Source organism: Polaribacter sp. 2405UD43-2 (assembly GCF_058147125.1).
In genome coordinates this window covers 200,176-216,695 of sequence record NZ_JBYVJX010000006.1, presented here as the reverse complement: position 1 = coordinate 216,695, position 16,520 = coordinate 200,176, and the positions used below count along the sequence as shown (strand labels likewise).

At 30.1% G+C, this 16,520-nt stretch carries 15 protein-coding genes; 6 read left to right on the top strand and 9 right to left on the bottom strand.

Going from position 1 to position 16,520, the window contains the following annotated elements:
* The first annotated feature begins 12 nt into the window (after positions 1-12).
* The 5 genes from ruvA to ACY2RX_RS10180 all read left to right on the top strand — a co-directional run bounded on the left by ruvA (position 13) and on the right by ACY2RX_RS10180 (position 9,220).
* On the top strand, positions 13-594 hold the full coding sequence (ruvA, locus tag ACY2RX_RS10200) for a Holliday junction branch migration protein RuvA (protein WP_490103877.1): 582 nt from the start codon (positions 13-15) through the stop codon (positions 592-594).
* 4 nt (positions 595-598) lie between these two features.
* Positions 599-7,696: a T9SS outer membrane translocon Sov/SprA gene (gene sov, locus ACY2RX_RS10195; RefSeq protein ID WP_490103876.1), complete on the top strand. Its 7,098-nt coding sequence runs from the start codon at positions 599-601 to the stop codon at positions 7,694-7,696.
* A gap of 16 nt (positions 7,697-7,712) precedes the next feature.
* Positions 7,713-8,093, top strand: coding sequence for a glycine cleavage system protein GcvH (gene gcvH / locus ACY2RX_RS10190; protein ID WP_490103875.1), 381 nt, complete (start codon positions 7,713-7,715; stop codon positions 8,091-8,093).
* The gene (locus ACY2RX_RS10185; protein WP_490103874.1) at positions 8,059-8,436 is read left to right on the top strand and encodes a VanZ family protein; all 378 of its coding nucleotides are present in this window, start codon (positions 8,059-8,061) and stop codon (positions 8,434-8,436) included. Before gcvH ends, ACY2RX_RS10185 begins: the two co-directional genes overlap by 35 nt.
* Before the next feature lie 64 nt (positions 8,437-8,500).
* The gene (locus ACY2RX_RS10180; RefSeq protein ID WP_490103873.1) at positions 8,501-9,220 is read left to right on the top strand and encodes an energy transducer TonB; all 720 of its coding nucleotides are present in this window, start codon (positions 8,501-8,503) and stop codon (positions 9,218-9,220) included.
* 47 nt (positions 9,221-9,267) lie between these two features.
* Here the strand turns inward: ACY2RX_RS10180 and dxs are convergent, their stop codons facing one another.
* The gene (dxs, locus tag ACY2RX_RS10175; protein ID WP_490103872.1) at positions 9,268-11,025 is read right to left on the bottom strand and encodes a 1-deoxy-D-xylulose-5-phosphate synthase; all 1,758 of its coding nucleotides are present in this window, start codon (positions 11,023-11,025) and stop codon (positions 9,268-9,270) included.
* A 57-nt stretch (positions 11,026-11,082) separates the two neighbouring features.
* Here dxs and ACY2RX_RS10170 point away from each other — a divergent pair, with 57 nt between their 5' ends.
* A complete protein-coding gene (locus ACY2RX_RS10170) occupies positions 11,083-11,532 on the top strand; it encodes a nucleoside deaminase (protein ID WP_490103871.1) in 450 nt (149 codons plus the stop codon).
* On the opposite strand, the gene ACY2RX_RS10165 is transcribed toward ACY2RX_RS10170, so the two are convergent.
* The 8 genes from ACY2RX_RS10165 to ACY2RX_RS10130 form a co-directional block, all read right to left on the bottom strand.
* Complete coding sequence (locus tag ACY2RX_RS10165; protein ID WP_490103870.1) at positions 11,529-11,735, bottom strand: helix-turn-helix domain-containing protein; 207 nt, start codon at positions 11,733-11,735, stop codon at positions 11,529-11,531. The genes ACY2RX_RS10170 and ACY2RX_RS10165 overlap by 4 nt on opposite strands.
* 1 nt (position 11,736) lies before the next feature.
* The gene (locus ACY2RX_RS10160) at positions 11,737-12,204 is read right to left on the bottom strand and encodes a DUF2975 domain-containing protein (protein WP_490103869.1); all 468 of its coding nucleotides are present in this window, start codon (positions 12,202-12,204) and stop codon (positions 11,737-11,739) included.
* A gap of 149 nt (positions 12,205-12,353) precedes the next feature.
* Positions 12,354-13,055 (bottom strand): Bax inhibitor-1/YccA family protein, encoded by a 702-nt coding sequence (locus ACY2RX_RS10155; protein ID WP_490103868.1) that lies wholly within the window; start codon positions 13,053-13,055, stop codon positions 12,354-12,356.
* Positions 13,056-13,119: 64 nt separating this feature from the next.
* On the bottom strand, positions 13,120-13,554 hold the full coding sequence (locus tag ACY2RX_RS10150) for a LexA family protein (protein ID WP_490103867.1): 435 nt from the start codon (positions 13,552-13,554) through the stop codon (positions 13,120-13,122).
* Between the two features lie 20 nt (positions 13,555-13,574).
* Positions 13,575-14,282, bottom strand: a complete 708-nt coding sequence (locus ACY2RX_RS10145; protein WP_490103866.1) for an OB-fold nucleic acid binding domain-containing protein — start codon at positions 14,280-14,282, stop codon at positions 13,575-13,577.
* Between the two features lie 25 nt (positions 14,283-14,307).
* On the bottom strand, positions 14,308-14,916 hold the full coding sequence (gene bioD / locus ACY2RX_RS10140) for a dethiobiotin synthase (RefSeq protein WP_490103865.1): 609 nt from the start codon (positions 14,914-14,916) through the stop codon (positions 14,308-14,310).
* The gene (locus ACY2RX_RS10135; RefSeq protein WP_490103864.1) at positions 14,913-15,293 is read right to left on the bottom strand and encodes a putative signal transducing protein; all 381 of its coding nucleotides are present in this window, start codon (positions 15,291-15,293) and stop codon (positions 14,913-14,915) included. Before ACY2RX_RS10135 ends, bioD begins: the two co-directional genes overlap by 4 nt.
* 12 nt (positions 15,294-15,305) lie before the next feature.
* Positions 15,306-16,511 carry an aminotransferase class I/II-fold pyridoxal phosphate-dependent enzyme gene (locus ACY2RX_RS10130; protein ID WP_490103863.1) on the bottom strand — a complete coding sequence of 402 codons (1,206 nt, stop codon included), beginning with the start codon at positions 16,509-16,511 and terminating at the stop codon, positions 15,306-15,308.
* Between the last annotated feature and the right edge of the window lie 9 nt (positions 16,512-16,520).

The following is a 16,520-nucleotide window of genomic DNA, read 5'->3' as shown; positions in this document are numbered from 1 at the left end:
TAAAAACAGTATATGATTACTCAAGTTAGAGGAAGATTAGTAGAAAAAAATCCAACAGAAGTTGTTGTAGATTGTAATGGCGTTGGTTATTTACTCCATATTTCATTAAATACTTTTTCTAATTTACCTAATGATGAGGCTGTTGTGTTATATACCTACTTATCTATTAGAGAAGATGCTCACACGCTTTTTGGTTTTATCAATAAAACAGAAAGAGAAGTTTTTAAATTATTAATTTCTGTTTCTGGTGTGGGTCCAAGTATTGCAAGAACAATGTGTTCTTCTATGACCTCAGAAGAAATTCAGAATGCTATTGCGTCAGAAAATGTAGCTGTAATTCAATCTGTAAAAGGTATTGGCGCTAAAACGGCACAAAGAGTTATTGTAGATTTAAAAGATAAAATTTTAAAGACCTTTAACATAGATGAAGTTTCTGTTGTTGCAAACAATACTAATAAAGAAGAAGCGTTATCTGCATTAGAAGTTTTAGGTTTCAATAAAAAACAATCCGATAAAGTTGTTGCCGGAATCTTAAAAGAATATCCAGATGCAACTGTAGAAAAACTCATAAAACTATCCTTAAAAAGTTTATAATAAATTGAATACTTTTTTTAAAAAAATATTTTTATTCGCAACTTTTACTTTTTTAGTAAATGTTTCTTTGTTTGCTCAAACTACACCCAAAAAAGAAAACTCAGAAGTTAAAAAAGATACCGTTAAATTACGATACAAATTTAAACCGAATCAAAAAGGTGGGCTTTTTTTAGACGATTTAGCTAAAAAAACAGTTGTTTTTGATAAAGCACTCAACAAGTATGTTATCGTAGAAAAAATAGGAGATTATTACACAAGAACACCTATCTTTTTATCAAGAAAAGAATATCAACAATACTTGCTAAAAAGAGAGATGTTGCAATACTTTAAAGACAAAGTTAGCGCAAGGAATAGCAAGAAAAAAGGTGCCAAAAACAGGCAAAAAGATTTATTACCAACCTATTATGTAAACTCTGAGTTTTTCGAAACTATTTTTGGCGGTAGCACTGTAAAAGTGACACCAACAGGTAGCTTAAATCTAAAGCTAGGTTTTATTTATCAAAATACAGAAAACCCACAATTATCTGAAGAAAACAGAAGTAGTTTTACGTTTGATTTTGATCAACAAATAAACGCAAGTATTAGAGCAAAAGTTGGTGAACGTTTAGAATTTACTGCAAATTACGATACACAATCTACGTTCGATTTTCAAAATTTAGTAAAAATAGATTATACCCCTACAGAAGACGATATTTTACAAGGTATTGAAGCAGGTAATATTTCTATGCCAATTAAAAACTCGCTAATTAATGGTGCTCAAAGTTTATTTGGGGTAAAAACGCAATTACAATTTGGGAATACTAAAGTAACAGCTGTGTTTTCTCAGCAGAATTCAGAAAGTAAAACCATTGTTGCAAAAGGTGGAGCTTCTATACAACCTTTTGAGTTAAGAGCTACAGATTACGATAATGATCGTCACTTTTTCTTATCGCAATATTTTATAGATAATTATGCAAATTCCCTTAAAAATTACCCATTAGTTAACAGCCAAGTTAATATTACAAGAATAGAAGTTTGGATTACCAATAGAAACGCAAGCACAGAAGATTACAGAAGTATTGTCGCTTTTGCTGATATTGGTGAATCTAAAAAACCTCTAATGGTAAATCAGAAAGTTATTCCTAGTGGTAGCCAAGCCATAGTTTCTGGTGGTAATTTACCTTTTAACAAAGCCAATAATATTTATGAAAACTCAGTTTTAGCAAATATTAGAAATGTATCTACTGTTGAAACTTCTTTAAGAGGTTCTTTTGGTATGGAGCCAGGAACTGATTATTCTATGCTAGAAAACGCAAGAAAATTAAATCCAAGTGAATTTACATTAAATTCTCAATTAGGTTTCATTTCTTTAAATAGAAGATTAAATGATGGTGAAGTTTTAGCAGTTGCCTACGAATATACAGTTGCAGGATCTGTTACAGGAGTTTCTCAAAAATCATTTAAAGTTGGTGAGTTTTCTAATGATGGAGTGCAAGCTCCAAATAATTTAGCTGTAAAATTATTACGTTCAGAAATTTTACAAACCCAACGTAAAAATACTACTTCAGGCAAAGATGAAGCTTTCCCTACTTGGCGTTTAATGATGAAAAACGTTTATGCTTTAGGGGCTTTCCCATTAACTAGAGATGGTTTTCGATTCGAAATTCAATATAGAGATGATAAAACGGGTATTGCATCAAATACGTTACAAAACGCTGAAACAGCAGGAATCTCTAACACACCATTAATTCAGGTTTTTAAATTAGATCAATTAGATCAAACACAATTTAGAACGCCTGATGGTTTTTTTGATTATGTAGAAGGTGTAACTGTAAATTCGCAAAACGGATATGTGTTTTTCCCAGAACCAGAACCTTTTGGAAAAGATTTGATTAAAAAGAATGTGTCAGATTCTGGTTTGGATCCAGCTACAAAAGATGATGAAAATTTTGCTTTCGAAGAATTATATTTAAATACAAAAATAAATGTCAAAAATAATTTTCAGAACAAAGACAAATATTTCTTAAAAGGATATTTTAAATCAGAAAATTCTGGCGGAATTCCTATTGGCGCATTTAATGTTCCTAGAGGTTCTGTAAAAGTTTCTGCTGGCGGAAGACAATTAGTAGAAGGGGTAGATTTTGTAGTAGATTACAACTTAGGACGTGTGCAAATTATAGATCCAGGTTTAAAAGCTTCTGGAGTTCCTATTAGTGTATCAACAGAAAATAACGCTGTTTTTAATCAACAAAGAAAAACCTTTATGGGTGTAGATGTAGAGCATAAATTTTCAGATAAATTTACGCTGGGAGCCACCATTTTAAACGTAAACGAAAGACCTCTTACTCCAAAAGTTAATTTTGGTGCAGACCCAATAAACAATACAATGTTTGGTGTAAATGTAGATTATGCTACAGAAGTGCCTTATTTTACAAAACTGGCAAACAAATTACCTTTTGTAGATACAGACGCTGCTTCTAACATTTCTGTAAGAGCAGATATGGCCTACTTGTTACCAGGAACTCCAAGTGGTGTAGATGTATCAGGTGCTGCAACTTCTTATATAGACGATTTTGAAGCTTCTCAAGTCCCAATAAGTTTGCTTTCTCCTTTAGATTGGTATGAAGCAAGTACACCTCAAAACAAAGTCAATGATATTTTTAACGGCAGTAGTAGTAATTTAAATTACAATTATAAAAGAGCAAAATTGGCTTGGTATAGTGTAGATCAGATTTTTTATGGAGTAGGAGATACACCCAATAGTGTTGATGCTAATGAATTGTCTAGAGCAGAAACAAGACAAATAGATTATAATGAGCTGTTTCCTAAGCAGCAATTAGACATTACCCAAAACGTACAAATTAGAACCTTAGATTTGGCGTATTTTCCAGCAGAAAGAGGTTCTTATAATTTTACCCCTAATGATGTAGATATAGATGTTACCAACAATAAGGTTACTTTAAAAAAACCACAAGAAAATTGGGGTGGAATTATGCGCCCATTAACAACCAATAATTTTGATGTTGCTAATGTAGAGTACATCCAGTTTTGGGTAATGGATCCTTATGAAAATTATTCGATTACAAATGCTGAAGGTTTACCAACAGGAATCAACCCTAAAGATGCAAATAACCAAGTAGGAGATTTATATATTAATTTAGGAAATATTTCTGAAGATATTTTAAAAGACAACCGTAAAATGTTTGAAAACGGTTTGCCAGAGGTGGATACAAATGTAAATACAAGTCCTACAGTTTGGGGTAGAGTTCCAACAAGTCCGTCAATAATTTATGCTTTTAATGAAGAAGATGCAGCAAGGTTAAATCAAGATGTTGGTTTTGATGGTATCAATGACGAAGATGAAAAAAAACTTACAGGAATTGGCAATTATGCTAAATTAACAGATCCTGCAGCAGACAACTTTCAATTTTTTAGAGGCAGCCAATTAGATGCTGCAAATGCATCCATCATTAGCAGATATAAAAATTACAACAATACACAAGGTAACTCGCCCACGTTAAATCAATCTAAAGAAAGTTACCCAACATCATCAACCACCTATCCAGATGTAGAAGACATTAACAGAGACCAAACAATGAATACTGTAGAAAGTTACTATCAGTATAAAATTTCTATGAATAAAAACGATTTGGTAAAAGGTAAAAACTTTATTGTTGATGTTAAAGAGAAAAATGTTACGTTAGAAAACGGAGGAAGTCAAAAAACAAAATGGTATCAATTTAGAGTTCCTGTTAGAAGTGGAACAGCAATAAATGATATCTCAAATTTTAATAGCATTCGTTTTATAAGAATGTATTTAACCAACTTTAAAATGCCAGTTGTTATGCGTTTTGGAGAATTAGGTTTGGTACGAGGAGATTGGAGACGTTATGTAAGAACTTTAGATAAAAATATTGATCCTGATAGAGAATTAACTCAAAATGAATTAAATGATTTTGAAGTTGGCGTGGTAAGCATAGAACAAAACGAAGGAGATTACATTCAGCCTCCAGGCATAGAAAGAGAACGTTTACAAGGAAGTACTACTGTACAGTTACAAAACGAACAATCTGTTAGTTTAAAAGTAAATAATTTACCCACAAATGGTGTAAGAGCAATTTATAAAAATATTAGTATAGACTTAAGAAGGTTTAAAAACCTAAAAATGTTTATGCACCTACAAAAAAACAATATTTCTGATGATTTATCTGATGATGAAATGGTGGGTGTAATTAGATTAGGAACAGATTTAAACGATAATTTTTATCAACTAGAAATTCCTTTAAAGGTAAGTACATCAAAATCTACAGCCATAGACATTTGGCCAGAAGCTAATAATTTAGATGCTTTTTTAGAAACCTTTGGCAAAGTAAAATTAGAGAGAGATGCCCTTGGAAATGCTGTTGCTCCTGTTAATAAAATTTACACATCTACAAAACAAGACCCTAACTTACCTTATAAAATTAGTGTAAAAGGGAATCCTACTTTAGCGCAATTAAGAACCATAATGTTAGGTGTTAAAAACACAGCTACCACAACTAAAAACGGAGAAATTTGGTTTAACGAATTACGAGCTGCTGGTTTCGATAATAAAGGCGGTTGGGCTGCAGTTGTAAATGCTGATGCTAATTTTGCTGATGTTGCTAATGTTTCGCTTTCTGGTAGTATGTCTACCATAGGTTTTGGTAATGTAGAAGACAGAGTAAACCAACGTAGTTTAGACGAAACAAAACAATATGATGTTGCTACAAGTGTAAATCTTGGTAAGGTTTTAACGCCTAAAAAATGGGGCATTCAATTACCTATGACTTATAGTATTGGCGAAAAATTTATCGATCCAAAATATGATCCTCAATACCAAGATGTAACTTTAAAAGATGCACTTGCTCAGAACCCTAATAGTGAGTTTTCTAGAGATTATACCAAAAGAACAAGCATTAGTTTTACCAACGTAAAAAAGAACAGAAACCCAAATTCTACAAAAAAACCTCGTTTTTACGATGTAGAAAATGTAGCAGTTTCTTATGCACATAACAAAGAGTTTCATAGAGATTATAACGTACAAAAATATATTAACGAAAATGTAAGAGCTTCTGCTTCTTACAATCATACTTTTAACTCTAAACCTATAGAACCGTTTAAAAAGTTGGATTCTTTAAAAGGCAGATATTGGCAGCTATTAAAAGATTTTAATTTTAATCCAGTACCCAAAACATTAGCTGTAAACTCTAGTGTTAATAGAAATTATAATGAACAACAATCTAGAAATTTAGTTGCAGGTTTAGCCCCTCAACCAGAATTAAAACAACGTAGATTTTTATTTGATTGGGATTATACTGTTGGTTTCGATTTAACAAAATCGTTACAATTAAATTTTAACGCAACCAATAGTTATATTTACGATGCTTTTGATAGTGGAGAAGAATTAGAAATTTTTGACAATTTCTTTAACACAGGTAGACCTAATCATTATCATCAAAAATTAAACGCAACTTATAATATTCCTATTAATAAAATTCCTTTTTTAAAGTTTATAAAAGCAGATTATGCATACACTGCAGATTTTGATTGGCAAGCATCTTCTCAAGATCCAAAAGTTATTTCTCAGATTGGTAATGTTATTCAAAATGCAAATACACATAACATAAACACTACTTTTAATCTAGATCGTTTTTACAAAGGTTTAGGTTTTGAAAGGCTTTTATTAACTAAAAGTCAAAGAAAAAACGCTAAAGGTTTAAAAGGTTCTGGGTTGCCACCAACTCCAGGTAGAATTAACCAAAAGAAAAAATTACCTATTGGAAAACAAATTTTAAAAGGTGCTTTTGATTTGATAACTTCTGTAAAACAAGCAAAAATTAGTTATTCAGAAAATAACGGACAATTATTACCTGGTTATACAGAAGACTTTGGGTTTTTAGGAGGAGCTCCTACTGCTTTTGCCTTTGGTAGTCAAGTAGATATTAGAAATAAAGCGTTAGAAAAAGGTTGGTTTGTTACAAGAAATTCTGGAGATGAATATTATAATAAAACCTACAGTAAAACGCATTATAACAAATTAGATTACACATTTACACTAAAGCCTATTAAAGATTTAAACATAGATGTTAGAGGTAATAAAATTCAGACTAGAGATATTACTCAGCAATTAGACCTCTTAAAAGGTAAATCAGCATTTGAAAAAAGTTCATTCTTCGAAACAGGTAACTTTAGTACAAGTTATTCTATGATTTCTACAGCATTTACAAATGGAGATGTGCTATTTAAAAACTTAAGAGATTATAGAAGCATTATTTCTAACAGATTAGGCGCTAATGCAAACCCAGGAGGTTTTGTAAGTGGTTATGGAAAAAATAGTCAACAAGTTTTATTACCCGCTTTTATGGCTGCTTATTCTGGCAAAAGCCCTAATAAAGTAAATAATGGTTTGTTTAGAAATATTCCTATTCCAAACTGGACACTACGTTATAACGGATTAATGAAATTAAAGTTCTTTAAAAGTAATTTCAGCAATTTTGTACTTTCTCACGGGTACAGATCTTCTTATACAGTTTCTAGTTTTACTAACAATTTACAGTTTGATGGTTCAGCAAAAAATACAGCAGGTAATTTTGAACCCGAATTATTAGTTTCTTCAGTTACTTTAGTTGATGAATTTTCTCCTTTGGTAAAAGTAGATATGAAAATGAAAAACTCTTTTTCTTTAAGAGGAGAAGTTAAAAGAGACAGAACCTTAACAATGAACTTTAACAACAGTACTTTAACAGATATTAAAGGAGTAGAATATATTTTTGGTTTAGGTTATGTGTTTAAAGATGTAAAATTTAATTCTCGTTTTACAGGTAAAAAACAATCGTTTAAAGGCGATGTTAATCTAAGAGCAGATATTTCTTTAAGAGACAATTTAACACAAATAAGAGCTGTTGATGAAGATAATAATCAAATAAGTGGTGGTCAGAAATTATTTTCTATTAAATTTACCGCAGATTATAGATTAAGTAATAATTTAACAGCATCGTTTTATTATAACCATCAGAATTCTAAATACGCTATTTCTACAACGTTCCCAAGACAAGCTATTAATGGCGGATTTAATATTGTTTATAACTTAGGAGGAAACTAAAAAATTAAATTAAAAAATGAACATTCCATCAGAATTAAAATACACAAAAGACCACGAGTGGATTAAAGTTGAAGGCGACACAATTACTATTGGTATTACAGATTTTGCGCAAAGCGAACTAGGTGATATTGTTTATGTAGATGTAGATACTTTAGACGACACTGTAGAAAAAGATGAAGTTTTTGGGTCTGTTGAAGCCGTAAAAACTGTATCCGATTTATTTATGCCGCTAACAGGAGAAGTAATCGAATTTAATGAAGCATTAGAAGACGAACCAGAACTGGTAAATTCAGATCCTTATGGTAAAGGTTGGATGATAAAAGTAAATGTTTCTGATAGTTCTCAAATAGCCAATTTATTAGATGCAGAAGCTTATAAAGAAATTATTCAAGGATAATCTTTTTATTATTGCTATACTAATTACCATTAGTATTGGGTATTTAAGTTTAATGAAAATGCCCAAAACTAATATTGCATTTAGTAGTAGTGATAAAATTTATCACACATTTGCATATTTTACACTTACAATTTGTTGGTTATTTTCTTTTTATAAAAAACCAACATTAAAATATTTTATAATAATTGCTTGCATAATTTATGGCATAATTGTTGAGATATTACAAGCCACACTTACAATGTATAGAACAGGAGACTATAAAGATGTCCTTGCAAATACATTAGGAATACTATTAGGATTGATTGTTTTTAATCTAATTTTAAAAAAAATTACCGTTAATTAAGGTCAAGACTTGTATATAAACCAATAATTTAGTTAAATTAGCGAACTATTAAAACTCTTTTACAATGGAAATTAAGAAAAATCCAAAATCTAACTTAGAAAACTACAGTAAAATATTTTTACAAATCGGTCTTGTTTTAGCCCTTTTTGTAACCTATGCTGCAATAGAAAAGAAAACTTACGATAGAAACATTGGTGATTTAGGTACTGTAACTATGGATGCTGAAATGGAAGAAGAAACAGTAATTACAGAAAGAGTAGAGCCTGTAAAACCAAAAACTCCACCACCACCAACTCCAGAAAAAATTGAAATAGTTGAAGATGAAAAAGAAGTAGAAGAAACTGTTATAGAATCTACAGAAACAGATGAAACTGAAGCTGTAGAAGTTGAAGAAATTGAAGAGGTAGAAGAAGTAGAAGAAGTTGTTGAAGATGTAAGTTTTATGATTATTGAAGATGTACCTGTTTTTCCTGGATGTAAAGGAAACAAAGCAGCTCTAAAAAAATGTTTTAGTAAAATGGTACAAAAACACTTTTCAAGAAAATTTGATGCAGATTTACCAAATGAATTAGGATTAGATCCAGGTAAAAAAAGAGTATTTATTGGTTTTAAAATTGATAAAAATGGAAATATTGTTAACGTAAATGCAAGAGCTCCACACCCAAAAATTAAAAGTGAAGTTATTAAGGTAATGAAACAGTTGCCTAAAATGAAACCAGGTAGACAAAGAGGTAAACCTGTAGGTGTAAAATACAGTATACCTTTTACGCTGATTGTAGAGTAATTACTGATATATAAAAATCGCAAAGCAGTTTTTTGAATATACTGCCTTTATAAAGTAATTTTGATAGAGTTTACATCTATATCGATACTTTTTTGAAGTTCATAAACAGATCCATATTCAATAAACTCATCAGGAATACCTAATACATTAATTATATTTTGATAGTTGTTTTCTGAGGCAAACTCTAAAATAGCACTTCCAAAACCGCCTTTAATTGTTCCGTCTTCAATAGTAAATATTGTCTGATGCTTTGCAAAAATTCTATGTAATAAATCTTCATCTAAAGGTTTAACAAAACGCATATCATAGTGAGAAAAATCATTTTTATTATCAATCATTTTTAAAGCTTCAGATACATTTTTTGTAATGGTTCCTATAGATAAAATTGCTGTAGATTTTCCTTCTTGCAAGCAAATTCCTTTACCTATTTCTATTTTTTTAAACGGTTGTTTCCAATCAATTATATTTCCAGTTCCTCTAGGATAACGAATTGCTATTGGGTTTTTTAATCCTAATTGAGCAGTGTAAAGAATGTTTCGAAGTTCAATTTCATTTCTTGGTGCAAAAAGAATTAAATTAGGAATACAACGTAAGTAAGCCAAATCAAAAACACCATGATGTGTTGCGCCATCTTCGCCCACTAAACCAGCTCTGTCTAAACAAAAAATTACAGGTAAGTTTTGCAAAGCAACATCATGAATAACTTGGTCGTAAGCACGTTGTAAAAAAGTTGAATAAATATTGCAAAAAGGAATCAATCCTTGAGTTGCCATACCCGCTGCCAAAGTAACAGCATGTTGTTCTGCTATGCCAACATCAAAAGTTCTTTCAGGATATTTTTCTAGCATAAATTTTAGCGAACTTCCTGTTAACATTGCAGGAGTGATACCAACAATTTTATCATTTTTATTGGCTAATTCTACAATAGTTTCACCAAAAACATCTTGATATTTTGTGTAAACGCTCTTCTCTTTTTTTTCTCTTTCTCCAGAAATTTTATCAAATTTCCCAGGAGCATGATACGTTACTTGGTCTTCTTCTGCCTTTTGTAAACCTTTTCCTTTTGTGGTAATTATATGTAAAAACTTAGGACCTTTAACAGATTTTAATCGTTCTAATTCTGATAATATTTTTGGTAAATTATGACCATCAATAGGACCAGAATAATCAAAATTTAAGGCTTTTATAATATTGTTTTGAGCCGCTAGTTTTTTATCGTTTTTAACCTTTGTTAAATATTCTTTTAAAGCTCCAACTGAAGGATCAATTCCAATCGCGTTATCGTTTAAAATGATGAGTAAATTAGCCTCAGTAACACCTGCATGATTTAACGCTTCAAACGCCATTCCGCTTGCAATAGAAGCATCACCTATAACTGCAATATGTTGTTTTTCGGTTTCACCTTTTAAGTTAGATGCAATTGCCATTCCTAAAGCAGCAGAAATAGAAGTAGATGAATGTCCAACTCCAAAAGCATCAAATTTACTTTCTTTTCTTGAAGGAAAACCTGCAATTCCACCAAATTGTCTGTTGGTATGAAAAACATCTTTTCTACCAGTTAAAATTTTATGACCATAAGCTTGATGCCCAACATCCCAAATTAATAAATCATTGGGAGTATCAAACAAATAATGGAGTGCAATAGTCAATTCTACAACGCCTAAACTTGCGCCTAAATGACCTTCTTTTGTGGCAACAATATCAATAATAAATTCCCTTAATTCTTTTGCCAATTGAGGCAATTGCTCTGGATTTAATTTCCTTAAATCTGATGGATTTGATATGTTGTCTAACAAGTTTTTCATTCTAAGACAAAAATACAATTTAACTTTTTGTAATATTGATTTTTATTTTCTTAAAAAATGATACAACTTTTTAACGATAGTTATTTTATGAAAAAAGCTTTGCAAGAAGCAGAAAATGCTTTTGATAAAGGCGAAGTTCCTGTGGGCGCAATTATCGTTTTTAAAGATCAAATTATTGCAAGAGCGTATAATTTAACAGAAACTTTAAACGATGTAACTGCGCATGCAGAAATGCAAGCTTTTACTGCTGCTGCCGATTTTTTAGGCGGAAAATATTTAAAAAATTGTGTGTTGTATGTTACGTTAGAACCTTGCCAAATGTGTGCAGGAGCTAGTTATTGGACACAAATTGGTAAAATTGTTTATGGAGCTTCTGAACCAGAACGTGGTTTTATCAACTTAAAAACTACTTTGCATCCAAAGACAAAAATTGTTGGAGGAATTTTAGAAAATGAATGTTCTCAACTTTTAAAGCGTTTTTTTATTGAAAAACGAAATTTGAATTAATCTTCTCTATATTCTAAAATATCTGCTGGTTGACAATCTAAAGCTTTGCAAATAGCTTCTAATGTAGAAAAACGAACTGCTTTTGCTTTACCCGATTTTAATATGGATAAGTTTGCTGTAGTTATACCAATAATTTCTGCCAATTCTTTACTCCGCATTTTACGTTTGGCAAGCATTACATCTAAATTTACAATGATTGCCATATTATATGGTTAAATCGTTTTCTTGTTTAATTTTATAGGCTCTTTTAAATATTGAAGAAACAAAAATTGAGAAAACCCCAAGAAATATATAAAGCACTAAATTATAACCACCAAGAATCATATTTTTTCCGAAAAGTAGGAAACTAAAACCAAACTTAAGTATTGGTAATAAAAAACAAAAAACTGTAAACAGGTTTAAATATAAAATTACTCTTTTTGAGAAAATATTTTCTGTATTAAAAATATTGAAAATTAATATTAGAATGGGTAAAAATATTAATAAAGGAAAAGCGAATAAAAGATTTAATTTAAATGAAGCCCATTTATCGTATTCTAAATAAAATGAATCATTAATTACTAACATTTCTATTAATGTTATTATAATAAATACTAAATAAACAATAAAGACTACTAGTAATAATGAAGATAAAGAATACTTCCCAAATATTTTTAAATTATACGTTTTCATAATTCGTATTATTTTAACATTACAAATATATAAAAATTTATTGAAAAACAATAATAAAACATTTTAATTCAATAATAATTAATTAAAAAAAGACCTCACAGGTTTTTAAAAACCTGTGAGGTCTGAGTAAAATATACTACTCTTATCTCTTAATCTCTAGACATAAATATTTGTAAAACGTACCAAAATAATAACATTAAGGAAGCAAATAAACCTAAAGATGCTGGTATGTAATCTTCTGTTCCGTATTTATGAATCAAGTTAGAAGTTTGGTATAAAATAGAACCCCCAGCTAATACACACATAGCTACAGAAAACCACAAACCTAAATCAAAACCAAATAAAGAACCCGCAATTATTAAACCTATAGCTATAAAAAACCCAACAGTTAAGCCAGCTCTTAAAAATGAAAAATCTTTTTTAGTAAAAAATACAATAGTGGAAATCCCTGCAAACAAACCTATAGTAACCACTGCTGCTTGTTGTACTAAATCTGCACTTTCGGTATAAGCCATTGCAATGTATAAAAGTGGTACAAAAATAATTGCTTGTGCAAAAACATATAATGCATATGCCATATATTGTATATTTTTATCTGCAGTTTTCATAATTGTGCTTTCTGCATAACTAGTAACTAACATAAAACCACCTAACATTACTAGCCAACGCCAGCCTTGTAGCATAGACATCATAAACTCTACTATCATAGAACTTTTAAGTAAAAAGTATTCAAAAATGATAAATAACAAAACGCCTCCAGCAACGTGTGCATATGTTTTTTTGTAAAATTCTACACGAACTTCATCTGTGGATTCTATTAATAAAGTTTTGTTTTCGAAATGGTTTTCCATAGTTTTTAATTTTAAATAAGTTAATAAATTGTTTTTTTTTGATGATATATTTTAAAGAAAGTATTTATACTTTTTTGATAACGTTTGTAACAATTCCCCAAATAACAAAATCGTTTTCTTCTGTGATGTTTATTATAGGATAATTAGGATTTTCTGGTTGTAGCCAAACTTCGTTTTTCTCTACACGTAAACGTTTTACTGTAAATTCTCCGTCTAAAAAACAAACAGCAATTTTATTGTTTGCAGGTTCTAAACTTCTATCAATAACTAATAAATCGTTATCATCTAAACCAGCATCAATCATAGATTGTCCTTTAACTTTGGCAAAAAAAGTAGCGTCTTTATTAGTAATTAATTCATCGTCTAAAGAAATTCTAGTTTCTCTAAAATCATCTGCAGGCGATGGAAACCCAGCAGAAATTCCTGTATCTACTAAAATAGCACCATTTCCTGATGAAGCTTTTGGCGTAAAAAAAGTAAGTGTTTTAGATGTTTCCATTTCTGTAAATTATAACTTTTTTATAGAATAACTGCTTTTTCAATAAGAACATCATAAGAATAACCAGCTCCAAAGTCTTTGTTTAATACAACAGTTCCTTTTATAGTAACAATTTCATCAACTTTAAATTTCTTATCACTTGTAATGGTAACATCAAATTGACCATTTCCTTTGGTTCCGTCTTGTAAATGGATAAAATTAACACCCATAATGCCATTATTTACTTTTACAACTTGTCCTTTGATAATAACTTCTTTGTTTTGATACGCTTTTGGATTGTTAAAAAGCTCAGCAATTCTTATTCCGTTAGCAGCTTTTTTAACACCAACTACTTTTGATTCTCCTTTATTTACAATTCTTTTTTTAGCTTTTTTAATAGCATCTTTTGTTTCTCTAATTCCTTGGGCAAAAATAACCTTATCAAAAGTTCGTTTTAAACTTTTGCTTTCAAATTGTCTCATTTCCATTCCTCCATCATAATAATAAGTAGCTCCTATTTCTATTTGTTTATTAGGTACAGCCATCCAATATTTTTTGTTTTTTTCTAAAACTTTAAGGTAAATATATGCTCCAGCAGCTATTTTTTCAATGACTTTAATTTGATGTGTGTTAGAGGTTATTAAGCTTTCTGTAGAAACTTTTTCTTTTGTAGACTTTGTCTTTTCTGATTCTTTACAACTTGTTAAAAGAAGTATTAAAGTTAAAAAAGAAAGTGTAAAATATTTCATTATGATTGTTTTAATTATTTGCAAATTATAACTTTTCTTTAAATTTTTGCGCATATTCTTTGATAACATTTTTATCAAAATAAGGTTCTTCATCAATTCTACCAATCACATTTACATTAGTCATTTTTTTGATGATAGTTTCTGTGGTTTTATGTTCATCACCAGAAAAAATAATAGCAACATCAAAACCTTTTTCTTTTAATAAATTTACAGTTAAAAGTGTATGATTAATGCTTCCTAAATAATGACGAGAAACCACAATAACTTTGTAATCTGGTTGAATAATATCTAAAATAGTATTAGAATTATTTAACGGAACTAACAATCCGCCAGCACCTTCTATAACCAAATGATTTTTAGTTTTTGGCTCTTGTATGTTTTTTAAATTGATGGTAATTCCATCTATTGCTGCTGCTGCGTGCGGACTCATAGGCGTTTTTAATGCATACGAGTTTGGATAAAAAACAGATGTAGAATTAGAAATTAAACGCTCAACTTTATGTGTATCAGAATTGTCTAGCTCACCTGCTTGTATAGGTTTCCAATAATCTGCTTCTAAAGCTTCAGTAATAATTGCAGCAGCTATTGTTTTGCCAACTTCGGTAGAAATTCCTGTGATAAAATATTTTTTCATTTAAAGATTGTTTTACAATCGTTACAGATTAATTTTCTTGCTTCAAAAAAAGGAAAAAGCATATAAAAAATATTTTTTCTGTGAGCAGGAGCTACTAAAATTTTATTAGAATTACATTTAGGGCAAGAAAAATCATTTCCATTTTTATCCTTTTGATAAGTACGGATTTCATTATAGATTTCTGCAGCTTTTTCAAAGTCATTTTTATGAACCAATAATTTTACACCGCCAATAGCATTGCTTACTAACGGATCTGTGTCAATCGTTTTTTCATCCATCAACATTGTTTTTAAACCTTCAGAATCTAGTTTAGATTTTGTAACGTGTGCTTCAGTAGAATATTCAAAAACAGCTAATATTTTAAAATTGTCATTCATAAATGCGGATGTTTATTTTACAAAACTAGCAAGTAAATTTAAAACTTCGCTAATTTCTTTTTTTGAGTTATAACTATGCAAACAAAAGCGTAAACGCTCTTTCCCTTTAGTAATTGTGGGCGATAAAATAGCTTTTACTTCAAAACCTTTTTCTTGTAGTTTTTTAGAAATTAATTTCACTTTTTCATTACCAGAAATCACACAACAATGAATAGCAGAATTACTTTTAATAAAGCCCCATTGTCTTTCAGACATTTCCCAAAAGGGAAAAATTGGAAAATTTAATCGTTTTGTTTCTTCTATGAAGTGATGAATGTTTTGTTGGAGTTTATTTTGAGGGTTCTCGATACAAATTTGTTCATTCTTCTCAAATTCACTCGAACAGACATTAAGTTGTTGATAAGCAGTTTGAATCGTTACCAAAGAATGAGGAGACAAACCTGTTGTATAAATAAAACTTCGTGCAAAATTCACTAAATATTGTTGTAAATCTTTGCTTCCTAAAACGGCTGCTCCATGACAGCCCAATGCTTTTCCAAACGGAATAACTCTTGCAAAAATGGCATTTTGTAAATTTAATTTTTGCACTAATCCTGTTTTAAAAACACCAACAGCATGCGCTTCATCAACAACTAAAAAAGCGTTTTGTTTTTTGCAAATTTCTACTATTCTTGTTAGATTAGGAGTATCTCCATCCATAGAAAAAACAGATTCTGTAACTACATAAACTTCTCCTTGAATTAGGTTTCGACTGCGCTCAACCATACGTTGTAAATTCTCCAAATCATTATGCCTAAATTTAAACGATTTTGCATTGCTTAATTGTATGCCATCTCTTATAGATGCATGAATAAATTCGTCATATAAAATAACATCCCCACGCTGTGGGATGGATGAAAAAAAGCCAATATTGGCATCATAACCAGAGTTAAAAATTGTTGCAGATTCAGATTGATGAAACTCGCTTAAAAATTCTTCGACTTCATCATATAAAAAATGATTTCCAGACAATAATCTACTGCCAGTGGCACCATTTTGTTTGCTGTTTTTATCAACTAAAAATTGATGTGTTTTATCAAAAATAGTTTCAGATTTTGCAAATCCAAGATAATCATTTGATGAGAAATCTACCAAATTAGAAGGCGCTTTTAAACTTCGTAAAGAATTGGTTTCTTCACGCGCTTTTAATTTATTTGTTAACTTCTTTGGCAATTTCATCAACACAAA

Coding starts and splice junctions, on each gene's coding strand:
- ACY2RX_RS10160 (WP_490103869.1), bottom strand. CDS start 12,204: ATGAAAACGTATAATTTAAAAATATTTGGGAAGTATTCTTTATCTTCA.
- ACY2RX_RS10185 (WP_490103874.1), top strand. CDS start 8,059: ATGCAGAAGCTTATAAAGAAATTATTCAAGGATAATCTTTTTATTATT.
- ACY2RX_RS10170 (WP_490103871.1), top strand. CDS start 11,083: ATGATACAACTTTTTAACGATAGTTATTTTATGAAAAAAGCTTTGCAA.
- ACY2RX_RS10180 (WP_490103873.1), top strand. CDS start 8,501: ATGGAAATTAAGAAAAATCCAAAATCTAACTTAGAAAACTACAGTAAA.
- dxs (WP_490103872.1), bottom strand. CDS start 11,025: ATGAAAAACTTGTTAGACAACATATCAAATCCATCAGATTTAAGGAAA.
- ACY2RX_RS10155 (WP_490103868.1), bottom strand. CDS start 13,055: ATGGAAAACCATTTCGAAAACAAAACTTTATTAATAGAATCCACAGAT.
- ACY2RX_RS10150 (WP_490103867.1), bottom strand. CDS start 13,554: ATGGAAACATCTAAAACACTTACTTTTTTTACGCCAAAAGCTTCATCA.
- ACY2RX_RS10135 (WP_490103864.1), bottom strand. CDS start 15,293: ATGAATGACAATTTTAAAATATTAGCTGTTTTTGAATATTCTACTGAA.
- gcvH (WP_490103875.1), top strand. CDS start 7,713: ATGAACATTCCATCAGAATTAAAATACACAAAAGACCACGAGTGGATT.
- ruvA (WP_490103877.1), top strand. CDS start 13: ATGATTACTCAAGTTAGAGGAAGATTAGTAGAAAAAAATCCAACAGAA.
- ACY2RX_RS10145 (WP_490103866.1), bottom strand. CDS start 14,282: ATGAAATATTTTACACTTTCTTTTTTAACTTTAATACTTCTTTTAACA.
- ACY2RX_RS10165 (WP_490103870.1), bottom strand. CDS start 11,735: ATGGCAATCATTGTAAATTTAGATGTAATGCTTGCCAAACGTAAAATG.
- bioD (WP_490103865.1), bottom strand. CDS start 14,916: ATGAAAAAATATTTTATCACAGGAATTTCTACCGAAGTTGGCAAAACA.
- ACY2RX_RS10130 (WP_490103863.1), bottom strand. CDS start 16,511: ATGAAATTGCCAAAGAAGTTAACAAATAAATTAAAAGCGCGTGAAGAA.